Raw genomic sequence first — 17,491 nt, forward strand, 5'->3', positions numbered from 1 at the left:
GTGCCCGCTGAACTGAATTCTCCGGTTCCGACATCTGCCAAGACTGAAGCTCCAAAAATTTCTCCCTCTCCTACACAATCCTCTTCTGCGGGTATCCCCACGGGCAGTCCCGCCGGACAAACTCCTCAGAATCTCGTTTCTTCAACCGCTGAGCCCTCTTCAGTTAAGCGCAAAGATCCTCGTGAAATGATGGCTGCGCTTTCCAAGGATTTAGAGGAACTCTCAACGCCTTTAAGCCAAAAGCCTAAAGCCGTCATGGAACCTCCCGATGAAAATCTAGAAGCTCCCGAAGAAGCTCCGACTCCATCTGGCGTTCTGAGATCAGTGATGCTTTTTATTTGCTTTATTGTGGTTTGCTTGTGCACCTGGCAAGTTGCCTTATTCTTGCAGCCAAGCATCATGCAACAGGATCCTCTTAACTCAATTTCTGAACGAAGCTGCAAGTTCTTCTATTGCCCTCCGATGAGGCCGTTGAGAATCCTGACTTCGGAAATGAATGCCACAGGACGAGATACATGGGACGTCTCGCTCCAAGTACAAAATCAGGATATGAGAACCCAGAGACTTCCTCAGTTTCAAGTCACTTTGGTCAACACCAATAAGACTATCTTCCAAAAAACTTATCCGCCTTCTGAATACACAGTCATCCCGGATATGAAGAGCATTAAAGGGGGGCTCTCTGTCAAGATTCAAATTCCTGTTGTCTATTCAGAAGGAAGACCTTCGAACTTTATGGTTAAAGTCTTGGAATAGGCAGGTTGAACCGTAAATTCAAAGAAGATCAGTCTAGAAAACTTGATCCCCTTTTGTGTTTCAAAGCAAAATTTTTCTCTGCTTCAACAAATCTTGGGCTGAATCACCGAGCGCTTAGGCTCATAGATTTAAACTGAATCCAAACATTCGAGCCCTCCTGGAGACAGAGAGAATTTAAAGATTTGTTTGTCACCAAAGACAAAAATTTCTGGCCGTTACAGTCAATTTGAACCAAGCTATCTATATGATTATCTTCTTGCCGTATTTGCGTGACCTTACCCGGCAAGATATTTAAAATTGAGGTCGATTCAGGCTTTGCCGCGGTAATAGAAACGTCTTTAGCCAGCACCTGCAAACTTACTGAGTCTCCAACCTCTTCTCCACCGTCAGGGACGGTAATATCAAAGTTTTCAATTCTGACTGTCAACAAATTCCAGTGCGAGTCTTTGTCAGTTACTTTTCCTCGCAGAACCACTCCAAGTTTTCCTTCAAGCTTAACGGGAAGATCTACGTTTGATAAAACGCTTTGCAGAGAGCCGCTGGCTTTCAAAAGCCCTTTCTCAAGCACAATGATGTGATCGGCAAGTTTAACTACTTCATTTGCAGAGTGAGTCACATAAAGCATTGGTATTTTGAGTTCTTCTTTAAGCTTTTCCAGCCAAGGAAGAATTTCAACCTTTCTAGCAAAGTCCAAAGAAGCTAGTGGCTCATCAAAGAGCATAACATGAGGATCCGTCGCAACGGCTCTGGCAATTGCCACTCTTTGCCGTTCTCCGCCCGAAAGCTGAGAAGGCATGCGGTTAAGCAAAGTTCGAATTCCTAACAATTCAATAGCGGTTTCCATTCTCTCTTTGGAGTTGGGACTTTTGCTTCTCTTGATAGCGAACTCTAAATTTTTTAATGCAGAGAGATGAGGGAAAAGAGAAGATTCTTGAAATACATAACCAAGCTGGCGCTGCCAAGTCGGTAAAAAGATATTTTTCTTGTCGTCCTGCCAGAGTTCATTGCCGACGTGAACATAACCATGTGCACGTTCGAGCCCGGCTACACATCTTAAAAATGTTGTCTTACCGGAACCCGACTCTCCAAAAACAACAGTAATTCCCTCTGTGGGGAATTTGACGCTGCAGTCAAGCTTAAAACCTTCTTTCCTTTCCAGGAATAAGTTCACTTCACTTGTACTTATTGTTTCCAACTTATTCTTCTCCTAGGTCAAGAAGCGATCGTTTTTTCTATTTAATAATGTTAGTCCGAGTAGAACAAAGAAACTAAATAAGACCATACCGCCAGCCAGCCAATGGGCCTTTGAGTATTCCATTGCTTCCACATAGCTGTAGATTTCTGTGGAAACAACTTGAGTTTTTCCGGGAACATTGCCCCCAATCATCAGAACAACGCCGAACTCGCCGATTGTGTGCGCAAAAGTAAGTAAAGAAGCAGTCACGAATCCAGGCTTCGCTAGTGGTAGAATCACATTGAAGAAAGTATCCCACGGCGTGGCCCGGAGTGTTGCAGCGACCTCCAGCGGCCTTTTGCCGATGGATTCGAACGCTCCCTGCAGCGGCTGCACAGCAAACGGCATCGAATATACGACGCTGCCGATTACAAGTCCCGGAAAAGTGAATGTCAGAAGCCCTACCCCTAAAGCTTCTGTCAATTTACCCAAAGGCCCATTTGGCCCCATGGCTACTAAAAGATAAAAACCTAATACACTGGGCGGTAAAACAAGAGGTAATGTCACCACTGAACTCACTGCGGATCTCAGCTTCGACTTTGTATTAGCGAGCCACCACGCCAGTGGCGTGGCAACAATTAAAAGAAACACTGTAGTTATGGCAGCTAGCTCTAGAGTTAGTTGGATAGGCAGTAATTCTTCAGCGGTAAACATCTAAAACTCTCTTACAGTCCGTATCCGTAGGACTCAATTAACTTCTTAGCTTGAGGATTGGTTTCAACGAACCTGAGGAAGTCAGCGACTTCTTTGTTGCCTTTACCCGGATTCAAGACAACAACGTCCTGACGAATAGGCTGATACAAGTCAGTTGGAATAATCCAGCCCGATCCTGATGTCATCTTGCCGTCCTTGAATACTTGAGATAAAGCGACGAAACCAACCTGCGCGTTCGCTGTCTTGGCATACTGGAATGTCTTACCGATATTGTCCCCGGTTACAAATTTGGGTTCCGCTTTCTTCAGATTACCCCAAGCTGTCATTGTTTGATAAGCAGCCTCTCCGTATGGAGCTAACTTGGGGTTAGCAACGGCAATCTTCTTAACTTTGTCGGAAAGAATAAAGTTCTTATCTTCTTTTACGAAGTCAGGTGCAGCGCTCCACAAAACTAACTTACCGTACGCATATACCTTATTCGTACCTTCAGCACCCAAACCTTCCTTTACAATCTTAGCCGGGGTTTTTGCATCAGCGGCAAAAAGAACCTGATAAGGAGCACCGTTTTTTATCTGTGCGTAAAAGGCACCTGTTGCACCGTAGGAAGCTAGAATCTTGTTACCGGTTTCTTTTTCATACATAGCGGCCAATTCTTTCATAGGAGCTGTAAAGTTGGCGGCTACTGCGACATTAATGTCGGCAGCATTGGCTGAGGTTGAGAAGATAGCTGCTACAGCTAAAAGCAATAAACTGTGTTTCATGATGCTCCTTTAAGAAATAATTATCTTGTCGCTATTCTAGATTAGAATAACGGTATTGTATACGTAAAATAATTAATTGGTAAAGATATGAACATCTTTGATGCCCTGGGGTTAGAGAGTGTAGATAAAAGAATAGATATTCTTCAGAGAATCGACAGTCTGGGAAGTATTTCTCAGGCAGCCCGTTCAGCCGGAATCAGCTATAAAGCCGCTTGGCAGGCAATTGAAACTCTAAGCAATCTTGCCGGCGAACCGCTGGTCGATAAAGCTGTCGGCGGCTCTTCAGGAGGCGGCGCAGTCTTAACGCCTGCCGGAAGACTGGTACTTGAAGCATCCGCCTCTCTGAACAAAGTCCGCTCACAAATTTTGACTGATATTGAGAACGGTCAACATTCAAAACTTGCATCTCTAGCGGCCAGTACGCTCAAAATGAGCGTAAGAAATGTAATTCCTTGCGTGATTGAAGAAATTCACGGAGGTCTTTCCCAATCCAAGGTGGTTTTAAAAGTTGCTGAACAAGCCTATTTAAAAGCCAGCATTACGACAGAAAGTCAGCAGCTGCTCGGTTTGAAGGTGGGAATGGCTGTATTAGCGTTGTTTAAGGCTACCGGAGCAAAAATTCTTGACTCACTTCCGGAGAACTATGACAAAGAAGTATTAAAAGGCCAGGTTGCTCGCTTACCCCAAAAAGATAAAGGCGGTGAAGTTACTCTACGACTAGCCAATGGAATTAATGTTGTCGGTTTTGTGCATAGCCCGCATAACCTGACTATCGGTTCGGACGCCTATCTTGAAGTCGATCAAACAAATGTGATTATTGGCCTGATGTGATGACCCAAAAAGATTAACTCTAATTGGGGAGAACCCAAAATTTCTAGGGTTAGTTCCATATTTTTTTTATTTCTGCTTTTTATTTCTAATTATTTCTTAAGATAAACTTAGTTCATGCCGCTCTTTCGTATATTTCAGAACAAGCATGGAGCGACTCGACTCACCCTTAGAGTCAGAACATTTTGACTAACTAACAACAGCAAGGAAGAAGAATATGTCCTCTAGAAGTAAATGGGGAGTTTTTTGGCTCTTAGTTATTGGTATTGTTGTCGGTATCGTGATTTCTGCTTCCACCGTTTCCGTCGTACAGTGGGCAGGTTCCGATAAATTCTGTACTACATGGTGCCACTCCATGGACGGCGTAGCCTATGCATGGAAACAAGGCCAGCATGCCAGAACTCCGACAGGCGTGACAGCAGGCTGCTCTGACTGCCACCTTTTAAATGAAACAAATCATCCGTTGACCCCGATTGCTTATACTCAGCTTCTTTTCGCAAAAGCTGAAGCCGGTATGGTTTCTCTCATCGGCGAAATCAAGGGCAACTATTCCACACCGGAAAAATGGCTTGAAAGACGTAAAGTTACTGAAAAACGCGTTATCGATACTATGACCGGCAACAACTTCAAGAACTGCCGCGGTTGCCATAACTTGGAAGAAATGTATGATGCCAAGAAGCCGATGATTGCTCAGTTCCACAAGGGCTTTATCGACAAACCAACCAACTGCGTACAGTGCCACAAGACAGCCGGCCACAACTACAAAGAAGTTGATGCTTACATCGCTGAAAACAAGAAGTTCCCTCCTCTTGAAGATGCATGGAAAGCCGCTGCTAAATAATTAACTGAAATGCAGGATAAGGCCTCTTCGGAGGCCTTTTGTCTGTCTGAAGCTTTTCAGCAGCAAAAAAAATACCTCCTAGCTTTCCAGATAGGAGGCTGTTCTCAAAAAAGAAAGATTAGTCTTTCATTTTCTTATTTGCGAAGAAGTTTTCTTTCTCGATCTTTGTTGTGAGAACTGTAAAGAGCTCCTTCATCAAACCATCGATGACTTCTTCAGTCTCTTCGAAAACTTCCAAATTGAATTTCTGAAGCAGATCATGAGCTGCCTGCTTATCAGTTGCATACAAGCTGGTGTATTCTTTTTCCATAGCAGACTGCTTTTCACTCATAGCAGCTTCATGCTCAGCAAATTTCTTCTGAACAATCGGTGCAAGTGTCGGGAAGTCTGTCATAGCAAGCGTTTGGAGCTTACGGAACTTCCAATAGATAGACTTGTCGTCTGCATGATCAGTTCCTTCACCGAATGCAGCAGGAACTTGATCTAAACCTTGGTAGAAAGGCATGAAGCAAGAAAGGCAAGCCATACCGAACGCAACGTAAATCACATCGCCGATTTCTCTCGGCATCCATGGGCGAACTTGAAGAATATGAGCTTCATAAGTTCTGAATACGCTGATTGGTCTCCAAGGTTCGCTTCCGTTTAATCCAAAACTGTAAGGATCGTGAGCGTAACCTTCGAAGTGGTTGCGCATAATATCTTTCAGATTTTGAAGAGTAACGGGCTGTTCAGGCTTGAGATAAACATCAAAGTTTCTTCCGTCAGCAACTTTTTGCTCTAGAGACGGATTCAAAATCTTCTGCATTACCCAAACGCGCGGATCGTTATAAATACGATCTCTATCATCGTTGCGGGTGTATGCGGCAGCGAAGTCAAACTTGCCTGACTTAGGATCGTAGAAGCCGTGTTCTTCTGCGAAAGAAATCAATGTAGGAGAACCCATCATTGTGTCGTCTTTCGGATCAAAGAAGCGCAATCTGCCTTGGTTGCCGGATGCAAAGTAGACCTCAGCAGGAGTACGCTGAGCCATCCATTGATGACCTGTTCCGGTCTCGAGATACCAGACTTCTTTGTCGTCGGCAAAACCCACACCGAAACCTTCTCCGGCACCTTGTGTTTCGATAATCTTGCCAAGAAGGGCCACTGCTTCGCGAGCTGTTTTGCAGCGTGGAAGAAGAACGTCAAGAATATCGTCTTCAGTAATGCCGGATTCCTTATTGTAGGGATCAATAGCTAAAGCATCATCACGAGCAAAGATAGATTCAGTGCCGGTGATGCCGAGACCTTCGGAGTTAAATCCTACTGCACCGTGCAGTCCTGTTTTCCAGTTAGGAACCGTTGTGTAGCGCATTGCCTGTCTTGGCAACGGATAAGAAAAGTCTGTGGCGCCATCGTAGTCCTTGGTGCGGTACATCGCACCTTCGGGATATTCTTTTGCCGGATGAATTACAAAATGTTGGGCCTTTAGAGCAGAGCTGTCAGCGCTTCTGGCCATCAGAAAAGAGCCGTCGTAACTGGCCTTTTCACCAACAATGACTGTTGTGCACATAGGAATCTCCGTTAAATATTTGAGAGGATTCTAGCTATTGAAAAATTATGAAGCTACATTTTTTAGTGATTATTTGTTTCTGGAGCTTAACCTCCAGAATTTCGATGTCTATTCCGATTTGTTAATTTCTGATAACTTCCTCGATATTAATTAGAATAATCGGACAGTTTTACGCGAGGATTTCAATGTCAAACAGACAAACGGTCGTTTACCGTAAAGATTACAAAGCACCTAACCACGATGTTGAAACGATTAATCTCGTTTTTGATTTAATTCCCGATAGAACAATCGTCACCTCTACCATGCATGTCGTCCCGAGAGAAGGCAGAGAAAGCGACGAATTTGAATTAAACGGTGAAAGTCTCCAGCTTGTCTCAATAAAAATTAACGGACAACCGAGCTTGACTAATCAGTATGCCATGAATGCCGGCAAATTGATTTTTCACTCAATTAAGGAACCCACCGATATCGAAATTGTTACTCGAATCAATCCCAAAGCTAACCTTGAGCTTTCAGGTCTGTACCTTTCGAATAACAACTTCATAACACAGTGCGAAGCAGAAGGCTTCAGACGCATCACTTACTTCCCTGATCGCCCGGACGTATTAGCAAAATACACTGTGACTCTTCATGCTCCTAAAGAATGCAAAGTTCTTCTGTCCAACGGGAACCTTATAGATCAAGGAGTGCTTCCTGACGGGCGCAAGTACGCAATCTGGCACGATCCTTTCCCGAAACCTTCTTATCTGTTCGCCCTGGTTGCCGGCAACTTCACCGTCAACGAAGACAAAATTGAACTCAATAACGACAAAACCGCTCTCCTGCAGATTTATACAGAACCGGGAAACGAGAATAAGACTCTCCACGCTATGGATTGTCTTAAAAAAGCTATCCGCTGGGATGAGGTCCGCTACGGCCTTACCTTAGACCTGGAACGCTTCATGATTGTTGCCACTAACGACTTCAACATGGGCGCAATGGAAAACAAGGGATTGAATATTTTCAATGCCAAATACGTTCTTGCCGATGACAGAGTTGCGACCGATTCTGATTACGCTGCTATTGAATCCGTTATCGGACATGAATACTTCCATAACTGGACCGGTGATCGCGTAACTTGCAGAGATTGGTTCCAATTATCTTTGAAAGAAGGCTTGACAGTTTTCAGAGAACAAGAGTTCGCAAGCGATATGCTGGGTTCTGAATCAGCAAAAGTCGTAAAGAGAATAAAAGACGTCCGAGCTTTGCGCACGGCTCAGTTCCCGGAAGACTCCGGTCCTATGGCCCACCCGATTCGTCCGGATTCCTACAGTGAAATTAACAACTTCTACACCATGACCGTTTACGAAAAAGGTGCAGAAGTTGTTCGTATGTATCAAACCATGTTCGGCAAGGAAGGTTTTAAGAAAGGACTTGCTGAATACCTGCGCAGATACGACGGATCTGCGGCCACTTGTGACGACTTCCGTACTGCGATGGCAGAAGCCAACGACGCTGATCTGTCTCAGTTCGCTCTTTGGTATTCTCAGGCCGGTACTCCTCGCGTCTCGGTGAAAACTCAATGGGACGAAGGCAAAAAGACCTTTACTATTACCGCGAGACAGTCCAACCGTACCCTTCCCGGTCAACCGAAACCACAGCCTCTGATGATTCCTTTAGCAATCGGAGTCCTCAATGACAAAGGCGAGGATATTCCTTTGCAGCTGGAAGGTGAACCGCTGCCCGTCGGAACTACACGAGTCCTTCTTTTAAATCAAGACGTACAAACATGGACTTTGGTCAATGTAGACAGAAGACCCCTTCTGTCTTTAGGCAGAGGCTTCTCTGCTCCCGTCATCTTTGACATGGATTTAACCAGAGATCAACTGGTATTCTTAGCCAAAAACGATTCGGATCTATTTAACCGAGCTGAAGCCTTTGAGAAGCTGTCCATTTTAGCTATCGATGCCTTCATTCAAGAATTGAGAAAAACTCAAAATGCGAATTCTCTTTCTCCAATGGAAGCTTATTTAGCAACTTTTGAAGAGATTCTTAACGATGAAAGATTGTCCCCGGCTTACCGCGCGGAAATTTTGAAACTGCCTAGCGAACAAGCCATTTATGAAAGCCAAATTATTATTGAACCGGCTTTGATTCGTGCTGCCTGTCAGGCAATGCAAAAGAAAATTGGGCAAAGACTCAAGACCAGCTTTGAGGATAAGGTAAAAACCTGCACTACCGAAGGAATATATAAGTATGATCCGGATCTTGCCGGCAAACGAGCTTTGAAGTTCCTATCCTTGTCCTATTTAGTCGCCTCCGGTAATCCAAAAGGAGTTCAGCAAACCCGCAACTTCTTCGAAAAAGGGAACAACATTACGGACAAACTAGGCGCCTTAAGCATAGCTGTACACTCCGGTCTTCCCATTCGTCAAGAAATGCTCAACAAGAGTTCTATCGCATGGGCAACAGAGCCTCTCCTAATTAACAAATGGCTCGAAGTTCAAGCCTTAGCGACCTCGGTTCACGGAGAGATGCCGGTTGTGAACAAAATCCGCTCTTTGATGATGGATCCTCTTTTCTCCATTAAGAATCCGAATAACGTCTATTCGCTGTTAAGAACTTTCTTTGCCAAAGGCGGTCCTGAATTCCATACTCTTGACGGCAGCGGTTATCAGCTCTGGATTGAAACTGTTCTTAATATCGACAGTTTTAACCCGCAGGTCTCTGCCCGCTTGGCCAGAACACTAGAAAATTGGAGAAGGTATGAGCCGAGACTGTCTTCAATGATGTACAAAGCATTAAGATACGTAAGTCAACAAAAGAATCTCTCAACAGATCTCAGAGAGATTGTGGATAAAGCTATTAACGAACCCATTTAATCGGAGAAGTGTTGTGTCTATTACTCTTTCTCAATATCTAACAACTGCCGTTCAAAACAATTTGATTGACAGCGAATTATCCGCGTTAATCAGTGCCGTTGCTCAGTTAAGCAAAGACATCAACGATAAAGTTACTCATGGTGCGCTGGCCGGCGTTTTGGGAATGGCCGGTACTGACAACGTCCAAGGAGAGCATCAAAAGAAATTGGACGTGATTTCCAACGAGATCTTTGTTTCCGGAGTTGAATGGACCGGTTCCGTTGCCGGTATGGCTAGCGAAGAGATGGATGACTGCCTTGTCACTCCTCCTCAGTTCAAGAGAGGCAAATACCTCATTACCTTTGACCCTCTCGACGGATCCAGCAATATCGATATTAATGCTCCTATCGGGACAATCTTCTCAATCACAAAGGCTCCGAAAGGTGAAATCACGAACGAAAGTTTTCTGATTCCGGGACGACAACAAGTTGCTGCGGGCTACGTCATGTATTCTCCGCAAACTATCTTGACATTCTCGTTCGGCAAAGGAGTCGTCATGTTCACTTTAAACATGAATACCGGCGACTATATCCTTACCAAAGAAAATGTCCAAATCCCAGCGACTACGGAAGAATTTGCAATCAATATGTCCAACATGCGTCATTGGGCGGCTCCGGTCAAAGAATACGTTAAAGACTTATTGGCAGGAAAAGACGGACCTTTGGGTAAAAACTACAATATGCGCTGGGTTGCCGCCATGGTTGCGGAAGTCCACCGTGTTCTTTGCCGCGGCGGCATTTTTATGTATCCATGGGACAACAGAAAGCCCGAGCAGCCCGGTAAGCTTCGTCTTATGTATGAAGCTAATCCAATGTCATTCTTAATTGAACAAGCCGGCGGAGCTGCTTCCACCGGTAAAGGCGCTATTCTTGATCTTCAACCGGAAAAACTTCATCAACGCGTACCGGTATTCTTAGGAGCTAAAGAAGAAGTAACTCGCGTTGAGGAATATCACAAAAAATTCTAATTAACTCAAAACGTTAAAGGCCGGTTTTAACCGGCCTTCCTTTTGCACTGCCCAGAATTATTGCTCTGTCTGCGGTGCGGGGACGCTCTTAGAAGACGCCGTAACTTGTTTAACGTCGATCAATACTTTAGTGATCTTGTCATCCATCGTATCCAAAGCCGTTGTAATGTTCTTACTTAAATCTTGATTGCTTTGCTCATTATTCTTGAGTGCTTCCTTGAAAGATTCAAGTAAATTAGTTTGTTCCTGCATAATTCTCTTTTCAGAGGCTTCCAGGATTGCGGTTTGACTGTCAACAAGCTTCTGCCATTTAGCATCAAATTCAGATTTAACGTTAGTAAGACGAGAGTCTTCAGCATTAGCTGCCAACTTTCTCTGAGCTTCTAACTCTTTGGCCATCTTATTTGCTGTAGTTAATGCTGTGGCTTGCTGCTTGACCAGACCATAGCAAACAACGAGAAACAGGATACCGAACCAGACTAAAAGCATCATCCCGAGAGGGGCTTGGGCTTTGGTAAATACCATATTGACTTCAGTCGGACTGCATACTGCGTCCCAATTCAGGAACACGAAGCCTGCTCCTAATAAAAGCAGAACTAAAAGTACAAGATAGCGCATGTAATTTCCTTTAATTTGTATCTATTATTGCAAGTTTAAACAATTTAGGAGAAGTCATGGAAACTTCCTATCAGTGGGAGGATAATTAAGACACTTTTATGGGAGTTCTAAATGAAGACAGATCCGAGATTTCCTAACCTTTATATAGTCGATCATCCACTCATCCAACATAAACTCAGTACAATGCGTCAAAAAGGTACACCATCTAATACCTTCCGACAGCTTCTTCGAGAAATATCTTACCTTTTAGGCTATGAAGTAACCCGAGATCTTCCGTTAGAAACTCGTGAAATCGAGACTCCTTTGTGCAAATGCAAGACAAATTACCTTTCCGGTAAAAAACTTGTTATCGTTCCGGTTCTCAGAGCCGGACTTGGCATGAGTGACGGACTATTGGATTTAATGCCTTCTGCGCGTATCGGGCATATCGGGATGTACCGCGGACCTGACCATCGTCCTGTTGAATATTTAGTTAAGCTCCCTTCCAATTTGAAGAATAGAAAGATCCTGGTTGTCGATCCGATGCTTGCCACCGGATACTCTGCAGTTGCAGCAGTGGACGTTCTTCTCAAACGCGGCGTTAAGGCAAAAGATATTGTTTTCGTAGCCTTGGTTGCAGCTCCTGAAGGAGTCCAGACATTCCAAGAAAAACATCCCGATATCAAAGTCTATGTCGCCTCGCTTGACGATCATTTGAATGAAGATGCCTACATTGTTCCAGGTTTAGGTGATGCCGGAGATAGAATATTTGGCACCAAATAGGTGCATAAGTTGATATAAATAGGATAAAACCCTTAAATTTTTACTTAATTTTCAAAATATCGATTGAAAGTCGCTTTCTTTCGATATTTTTTTATTCCTTAAAGGAAGATTAAAGAGCAAGATCCTTCTCAGTTAAATTGCTTTATTAATTGAACTAAGGTTTTACTATGGCCGACGATTTTAAGGACATCTCCCATTTATATAAGGTCACTCCAACCGCCAAAACAATTATTGACGGTGTAGATTTGACAGAAACTCAGCACAAGTCTCATGCCTATGCATGGGTTGACGTGCTTCAGAGCGGAACAGGCTTGATTCTTGGTTTGTTCCTCTTCTGCCACATGGCTTTCACAAGCTCCATCCTTCTTGGTAAAGACACCTTCTGGAATTTAGTTTCCTTGACAGGCGGCTACTTTATCGACGGTGTTGATCACCTCTGGATGCACTCCTTGTTTGTTGGAGTTATTTTCGTATTAGTAGTTATCCACGCTATCACTGCTCTTCGCAAATTCCCATCCAACTACAAAGCCCTCCGCACTATGCGCGGCCACGTTAAACTTCTCCGCCACGGCGATACAACTTGGTGGTGGTTCCAATTCTTGACTGGTGTTGTTCTTACAGCTTTGGTTTTCCCGCACATGCTCCCAATGCTCATGAACCCAGGCGAAATCGGACCATACGGCTCCGGCCTCGAAGTTTACAATTCCTGGTTGTGGGTTGTTTACCTGTTCCTCATCGTCACTGAAGTTCACGGCATGATTGGTTTGTACCGTCTCTGCATGAAGTGGTGCGGTCCTTCCAACGCTACACGTGTTCTCCTCCGCAAGATTACAATCGGCTTGATCATCTTCATGATTGCTCTCGGAAGCTTCACAATCATGGGTTACTACAATGCAGGTAAGGAAGCTGCAGAACTTGGTAAGACACACTTTGTTCCTGGCTATCTCCAGACACCTCAGACTCAGCCGTATCCATCTTGGTGGCCTGACAGACTCAAAGGTATCTCTCACTAATAAGTAGTATAGATATCGTAAGGGGGCTGGTTATCCAGCCTCTTTTTTTATGCCTTTTTGAAGACGTTGAAAAACTTGAATATCGCGAGAATCATAAGTCTTTCTTCCCCTCGAAGAATAGCTATTTAAGTTAGAGAATTTATATTTGATTGAGTTTTCCATTGAGCAAGCTTTAAGCCTAAACCTTGGAAATACATCCTAAAGACCATCTTCTGCATTGACTTGTGAGAATTGGGAGCTCTTAATCTATTCTCCCAAATCATCGCCGGAATGTTTCTTCAAAGCAAAAAATTTTAGGCTGCTTTGACTCGAAACTTTCCGAGCCTCCGCAGCCTATTTCAACTAACTATTCAGCTTACTTATTTACTTTTTCAACAATGCCTTTGTACATATCAAATGCTGTTTGCAAAGCATTTTCGTCGATATCAAAGGTTCCTTGATGATGGCCTGCTGCTCTGTCAGCACCGCAGATGAAGAATGCTGCCTTACCTCCGTTGGCCTGTACTCTTCTGCCTAAAACAGAATAGTCCTCAGAACCGCCGAAGTTGCCGTCCGGAATAATCTTGTTAACGCTTGGAACTGTCTTAGCTACATTTTCAATGATGTCGCTGCATTCCTTGTCGTTGGTGAAGTCAACAGCAGCGCCCATCTGAGATACTTCATATGTCACGTCAAAGCCCTTGGAAATGCCTTCAACGATGTTCATAACCTGTTCTGTCATGTAGTCGTTAATAGAGCTGGTTTCGCCGCGAACTTCCAAAGCCATATGAGCATGTGTAGGAATAACGTTACGGCCTTCGCCGGCTCTGAGGGTACCGACGTTAATACGTGTCATGCCGCCGCCGTGACGTGGAATTCCCATCATTTGTACAACAGCATTGCAAGCTGCAGCTAAAGCATTACGGCCTGCATTTGGCTCTTTACCTGCGTGAGCCGGTTTTCCTGTAAATTTAACGTCAAATTTAGATGTGCAGAGCAATCCGTAAGGAGCTACCACGATTTCACCGCTGTCAGCCATAAAGGAGATGTGGCTGCCGAACAAATAATTGGCATCATCAAGAATACCGGAGCCGGCGATAGCAGAAGCACCGCGAACACCTTCTTCTGCAGGTTGGAAAACAATCTTGAATTTTCCTTTAAGTTCATCCTTGTGATCGGCAATCCATTTTGCCAATGTCAGACCGATAGAAGTGTGAGTGTCGTGACCGCATGCATGCATAAAGCCGTTGTGCTGGCTGCGGAAACCTTCCTTATTCGGCTTATGATCAGCATTTGCTGTTTCCTGAACACAGACGCAATCGATATCAAAACGGAATGCAGTTGTAGGACCTTCTTTACCTGTATCCAACAAACCTACAGCACCTGTGTAACCTTCCATTTCGGCGATTAGTTCTTCGGAAACTCCACGGGCCAAAGCGTTTTTCTTACCTTCTTCAACTAATTCAACATTTCTGCCGAAAACTTGTTCTGGGTTAATAATTTTTGTTCCAAGAAGAACTTCATATCCAAAACTGCGCAGCTTCTCGACAATGTAGGCAGTAGTCCAGAACTCTGTCCAGCCTTCTTCCGGCCATTGGTGCAAAGTTCTTCTTTGTTCGATCAGCTGGGATGAATAATCTGACATTGTGTCTCCTCTTTAGGGTTTGTATTAATTATTGGATCATAGCGTTTTATTGGGAATTAAGCTAGCAATTTTTTACAAATTCCTAGTAAAAAAGGTCCCGAAGGACCTTTTTTTGCGGTAGCAAAGAATTAAACCATAATCAATGCCAGTGTGAACACGGCAATAATCATTGGGATAAATGTTCTCTTAACCAATTGCATTGGCTGGACCATAGCAAGACCGGAAACAACGATCACAACACCAGCGATCGGGGACATTGTTCTGCCCAAAGAACCGGAGATAAGAGCCAAAGCACCGAGGTTAGGAACCTGCATACCGAAATCAGCAGCGTGAGGTGTAACAGCTTCATTGAAGGCGAATGTAGCAGCGTCGCCGGAGCCAGTAATAACAGCGAGGATGAATGGTCCTAAAGAACCGCCCCAACGGGCAATTTCGTTAGAAGCCTTAAGACCTGCGACGAATGCATCGACCAAACCGGCAGCTCTCAAGCCAGCAGCAAAGACACCGGCCGCAATGATGATACCCATCACAGAACCGTAACCTGAACCCATTCCCTTAAAGAATTCTTTGGAGAATTGTTGTGGATTTGTCCAGCTAACTGCTAATGTGTAGATAGCACCGCAGACCATGGCCTGTGCCACGCCCATCTTGATAGCTGGGAACCATTGGTTGCCGGCAACCAAAATGCACAATGGAACGAGCGGAGCAAGAGCCTTGAGGATGTTGATGCGACCGATTTCGCCGGCCTGACCAGCCTGAGCATAGTAGGCATCAAGTTCTTCTTGACTTGGCTTGTTATCGCGCAAGACTAAGCAGACGATTGTGATACCAACAAGGCCGATAGCCATCATGATCAATGTGAATGGTGTATGGAGACCGATAACGTCCATAACGTCCATGTTGGAGATCTTAGCTACGAAGTTATTATGGCTCATACCTGGGGACAAGCAGGAACCATAAGTACCCATCAGAATAGCTGCGCCTGCAGCGGCCGGACGGATACCGGAGCGGATCATCACAGGGATCAAAGTTGCGCATACGGCAGCGGCACAGCCGGCTGCGGAAGGAAGTGCAATGTTAACGAAGAAAGTAACAGCTGTAGCGGCTGGAATCAAAAGAATACCAATCTTCTTCAGAGGAGCTGCTAACAGAGAAACTAAATGCTTATCACACTGTGTGTGAGTCACGACATATGCGAAACCCATCGATCCGCAGATTGCCATGATAAGAGTTGCAGTTGTCATGCTCTTTGCGAACTGGTCCAGAGCCATCATCGGCTTCATGGAAATGCAGCAAAGGAACAAACCTGCCGTGAAGAGAACCAAGCGGGTCTCATAGCGTTTAATTAAGCAATAGACCGTGACGATAACCACGGCTACTGCTATCCAAGCGGTTAATGACATGAATAACACCTTTCAAACTAGCTAATTTTTGTAATCCCCGTAAGATACTCTCTTCCGGAGAATGCCTTACTATTTCACATCTTGTAATATCTAGTAAACCGTACTAACCCTGTAATTTACAATTTTTTTTGAATAGTTATTTAATTTTCATCTGTCTCGTTCTTCTAAAATGAACAGATTTAATCCAAGGAGAATCTTAAAAATGCCTTCTGAATTCCAAAAAAAATCATCAGAATTTGCTAAAAAATGCTTCGACGACATCCGCGAGATGTCAAAAGATGGTCAAGGCGTATCCCGTCAGGGCTACTCTCCCGTAGAAACCCAGGTTCTCGAATATTTTAAGAAAATCGGAAACGAACTTAATCTTGAAATTTCTACCGATAAAGCCGGAAATGTTTGGATGACCATTCCGGGTAAAAATCGTAACCTCCCCGCACTTGTCAGCGGCTCACATGTGGATTCCGTACCACAAGGCGGCAACTATGACGGGCTGGCAGGAGTAGTCGCTGCTTTGACTGTTGCTCGCTGGATGAGAGAAATCAACTACGTTCCCGAAAGAGATTACACAGTTCTCATGATGAGAATGGAAGAAAGCTCTTGGTTCGGCAAGTGCTATGTAGGCTCTCTCGGTATGACTGGACAGCTCACGGAACAAGACCTTGCTCTCAAACACCGCTCCACCGGCAAAACATTAAAGGAAACCATCAAGGAATGCGGTTTTAATCCGGATGACTTAACTACAGGTGTTCCTGTCGTTGATTTAGCTAAGATGGCAGCTTTTATCGAACTTCATATTGAACAAGGCCCTACTCTTGACTCTTCCGATACAAGAGTTGGCATAGTCACCGGTATTCGCGGCAACTTCCGTCATAAAACTATCAAATGCATCGGCGAAACAGCTCACTCAGGTGCCGTTGATAAGCAATTCCGTCACGATGCTGTGTTAGCAATGGCTGAACTCGCTTACAAGATGGACTGCTTATGGGATGATTGGCTCAAAGACGGTAAAGACTTAGTCTTCACGATCGGCGTTGTACATACAGCTGCTACTTCAGCTATTGCCATTGTTCCGGGAGAAGTAACTTTCTGCTGTGATATTAGATCTCTTCATCGTGAAACTCTTGAACAGTTCCATGCTCTCTTATTGCAGCAAGCTGAAGAAATCGGCAAGAAACGCGGCGTTAAGTTTGAATTTGACAAGACTATCATCAGCGAACCGCTTGCTATCCATGAAAACCTTATGAATCATTTGGATAAGAGTGCCCGTGAAGCCGGTCTCAACGTACGCAAGCTGCCTTCCGGTGCAGGTCACGACTCCGTCATCTTCGGCAATCTGGGAATTCCTGCCGCTATGATTTTTGTGGCAAACCAAGATGGTTCTCATAATCCTCATGAAAAGATGAAACTTGAAGACTTCATCCAAGGGGCCGACGCTCTTTGGAATGCTGTCAAGGACTTCCCGATTGAAGGCATTAAGTAACCTTTAGATCACTATCAAAAAAAAATCGCCCCACCTTTTTGGGGCGATTTTTTTTCTCCCTGTTGCTACAATTAGTCTCACAGCTCAGAATTCTCACGTGTAAT

The 17,491-nt window shown here is 44.4% G+C and carries 15 protein-coding genes; 8 read left to right on the forward strand and 7 right to left on the reverse strand.

Features of this window, described 5'->3' with window-relative positions:
- Complete coding sequence (locus RDK53_RS01845; RefSeq protein WP_308513023.1) at positions 1-753, forward strand: DUF3426 domain-containing protein; 753 nt, start codon at positions 1-3, stop codon at positions 751-753.
- A 103-nt stretch (positions 754-856) separates the two neighbouring features.
- Here the strand turns inward: RDK53_RS01845 and modC are convergent, their stop codons facing one another.
- Genes modC through modA form a run of 3 tightly spaced genes read right to left on the reverse strand, consistent with a single transcriptional unit; the run spans position 857 to position 3,402 of the window.
- Positions 857-1,948, reverse strand: coding sequence for a molybdenum ABC transporter ATP-binding protein (modC, locus tag RDK53_RS01850; protein WP_308513024.1), 1,092 nt, complete (start codon positions 1,946-1,948; stop codon positions 857-859).
- A gap of 12 nt (positions 1,949-1,960) precedes the next feature.
- Positions 1,961-2,641 carry a molybdate ABC transporter permease subunit gene (gene modB / locus RDK53_RS01855; RefSeq protein WP_282164065.1) on the reverse strand — a complete coding sequence of 227 codons (681 nt, stop codon included), beginning with the start codon at positions 2,639-2,641 and terminating at the stop codon, positions 1,961-1,963.
- Positions 2,642-2,652: 11 nt separating this feature from the next.
- Positions 2,653-3,402 carry a molybdate ABC transporter substrate-binding protein gene (gene modA / locus RDK53_RS01860; RefSeq protein WP_308513025.1) on the reverse strand — a complete coding sequence of 250 codons (750 nt, stop codon included), beginning with the start codon at positions 3,400-3,402 and terminating at the stop codon, positions 2,653-2,655.
- An 87-nt stretch (positions 3,403-3,489) separates the two neighbouring features.
- Here modA and RDK53_RS01865 point away from each other — a divergent pair, with 87 nt between their 5' ends.
- Together RDK53_RS01865 and RDK53_RS01870 are read left to right on the forward strand one after the other, a co-directional pair.
- A complete protein-coding gene (locus RDK53_RS01865; protein WP_308513026.1) occupies positions 3,490-4,233 on the forward strand; it encodes a TOBE domain-containing protein in 744 nt (247 codons plus the stop codon).
- Between the two features lie 214 nt (positions 4,234-4,447).
- The gene (locus RDK53_RS01870) at positions 4,448-5,071 is read left to right on the forward strand and encodes a NapC/NirT family cytochrome c (protein WP_308513027.1); all 624 of its coding nucleotides are present in this window, start codon (positions 4,448-4,450) and stop codon (positions 5,069-5,071) included.
- A 118-nt stretch (positions 5,072-5,189) separates the two neighbouring features.
- Here RDK53_RS01870 and RDK53_RS01875 read toward each other — a convergent pair whose 3' ends face one another.
- A complete protein-coding gene (locus RDK53_RS01875; RefSeq protein ID WP_308513028.1) occupies positions 5,190-6,620 on the reverse strand; it encodes a C69 family dipeptidase in 1,431 nt (476 codons plus the stop codon).
- Positions 6,621-6,805: 185 nt separating this feature from the next.
- Between RDK53_RS01875 and pepN the strand changes: the two genes are divergently transcribed.
- Positions 6,806-9,481, forward strand: coding sequence for an aminopeptidase N (gene pepN, locus RDK53_RS01880; protein WP_308513029.1), 2,676 nt, complete (start codon positions 6,806-6,808; stop codon positions 9,479-9,481).
- 13 nt (positions 9,482-9,494) lie between these two features.
- Positions 9,495-10,487 (forward strand): class 1 fructose-bisphosphatase, encoded by a 993-nt coding sequence (locus tag RDK53_RS01885; RefSeq protein ID WP_308513030.1) that lies wholly within the window; start codon positions 9,495-9,497, stop codon positions 10,485-10,487.
- A gap of 57 nt (positions 10,488-10,544) precedes the next feature.
- Here the strand turns inward: RDK53_RS01885 and RDK53_RS01890 are convergent, their stop codons facing one another.
- A complete protein-coding gene (locus RDK53_RS01890; RefSeq protein ID WP_308513031.1) occupies positions 10,545-11,105 on the reverse strand; it encodes a LapA family protein in 561 nt (186 codons plus the stop codon).
- A 111-nt stretch (positions 11,106-11,216) separates the two neighbouring features.
- Between RDK53_RS01890 and upp the strand changes: the two genes are divergently transcribed.
- The gene (gene upp / locus RDK53_RS01895; protein WP_308513032.1) at positions 11,217-11,867 is read left to right on the forward strand and encodes a uracil phosphoribosyltransferase; all 651 of its coding nucleotides are present in this window, start codon (positions 11,217-11,219) and stop codon (positions 11,865-11,867) included.
- Positions 11,868-12,034: 167 nt separating this feature from the next.
- The gene (locus RDK53_RS01900) at positions 12,035-12,880 is read left to right on the forward strand and encodes a fumarate reductase cytochrome b subunit (RefSeq protein WP_277029977.1); all 846 of its coding nucleotides are present in this window, start codon (positions 12,035-12,037) and stop codon (positions 12,878-12,880) included.
- A 355-nt stretch (positions 12,881-13,235) separates the two neighbouring features.
- On the opposite strand, the gene RDK53_RS01905 is transcribed toward RDK53_RS01900, so the two are convergent.
- Entirely contained in the window at positions 13,236-14,504 is a 1,269-nt protein-coding gene (locus RDK53_RS01905; RefSeq protein ID WP_277036090.1) for an amidohydrolase, read from the reverse strand.
- Between the two features lie 128 nt (positions 14,505-14,632).
- Complete coding sequence (gene dcuC / locus RDK53_RS01910) at positions 14,633-15,907, reverse strand: C4-dicarboxylate transporter DcuC (RefSeq protein ID WP_308513033.1); 1,275 nt, start codon at positions 15,905-15,907, stop codon at positions 14,633-14,635.
- Between the two features lie 202 nt (positions 15,908-16,109).
- Between dcuC and RDK53_RS01915 the strand changes: the two genes are divergently transcribed.
- On the forward strand, positions 16,110-17,387 hold the full coding sequence (locus RDK53_RS01915) for a Zn-dependent hydrolase (RefSeq protein ID WP_308513034.1): 1,278 nt from the start codon (positions 16,110-16,112) through the stop codon (positions 17,385-17,387).
- Positions 17,388-17,491: the final 104 nt, after the last annotated feature.

The organism is uncultured Turicimonas sp., assembly GCF_902477955.1.
Taxonomy (GTDB): Bacteria; Pseudomonadota; Gammaproteobacteria; order Burkholderiales; family Burkholderiaceae_F; genus Turicimonas.

Coding starts and splice junctions, on each gene's coding strand:
- upp (WP_308513032.1), top strand. CDS start 11,217: ATGAAGACAGATCCGAGATTTCCTAACCTTTATATAGTCGATCATCCA.
- dcuC (WP_308513033.1), bottom strand. CDS start 15,907: ATGTCATTAACCGCTTGGATAGCAGTAGCCGTGGTTATCGTCACGGTC.
- modA (WP_308513025.1), bottom strand. CDS start 3,402: ATGAAACACAGTTTATTGCTTTTAGCTGTAGCAGCTATCTTCTCAACC.
- RDK53_RS01870 (WP_308513027.1), top strand. CDS start 4,448: ATGTCCTCTAGAAGTAAATGGGGAGTTTTTTGGCTCTTAGTTATTGGT.
- RDK53_RS01905 (WP_277036090.1), bottom strand. CDS start 14,504: ATGTCAGATTATTCATCCCAGCTGATCGAACAAAGAAGAACTTTGCAC.
- RDK53_RS01890 (WP_308513031.1), bottom strand. CDS start 11,105: ATGCGCTATCTTGTACTTTTAGTTCTGCTTTTATTAGGAGCAGGCTTC.
- pepN (WP_308513029.1), top strand. CDS start 6,806: ATGTCAAACAGACAAACGGTCGTTTACCGTAAAGATTACAAAGCACCT.
- RDK53_RS01915 (WP_308513034.1), top strand. CDS start 16,110: ATGCCTTCTGAATTCCAAAAAAAATCATCAGAATTTGCTAAAAAATGC.
- RDK53_RS01865 (WP_308513026.1), top strand. CDS start 3,490: ATGAACATCTTTGATGCCCTGGGGTTAGAGAGTGTAGATAAAAGAATA.
- RDK53_RS01900 (WP_277029977.1), top strand. CDS start 12,035: ATGGCCGACGATTTTAAGGACATCTCCCATTTATATAAGGTCACTCCA.
- RDK53_RS01875 (WP_308513028.1), bottom strand. CDS start 6,620: ATGTGCACAACAGTCATTGTTGGTGAAAAGGCCAGTTACGACGGCTCT.
- modB (WP_282164065.1), bottom strand. CDS start 2,641: ATGTTTACCGCTGAAGAATTACTGCCTATCCAACTAACTCTAGAGCTA.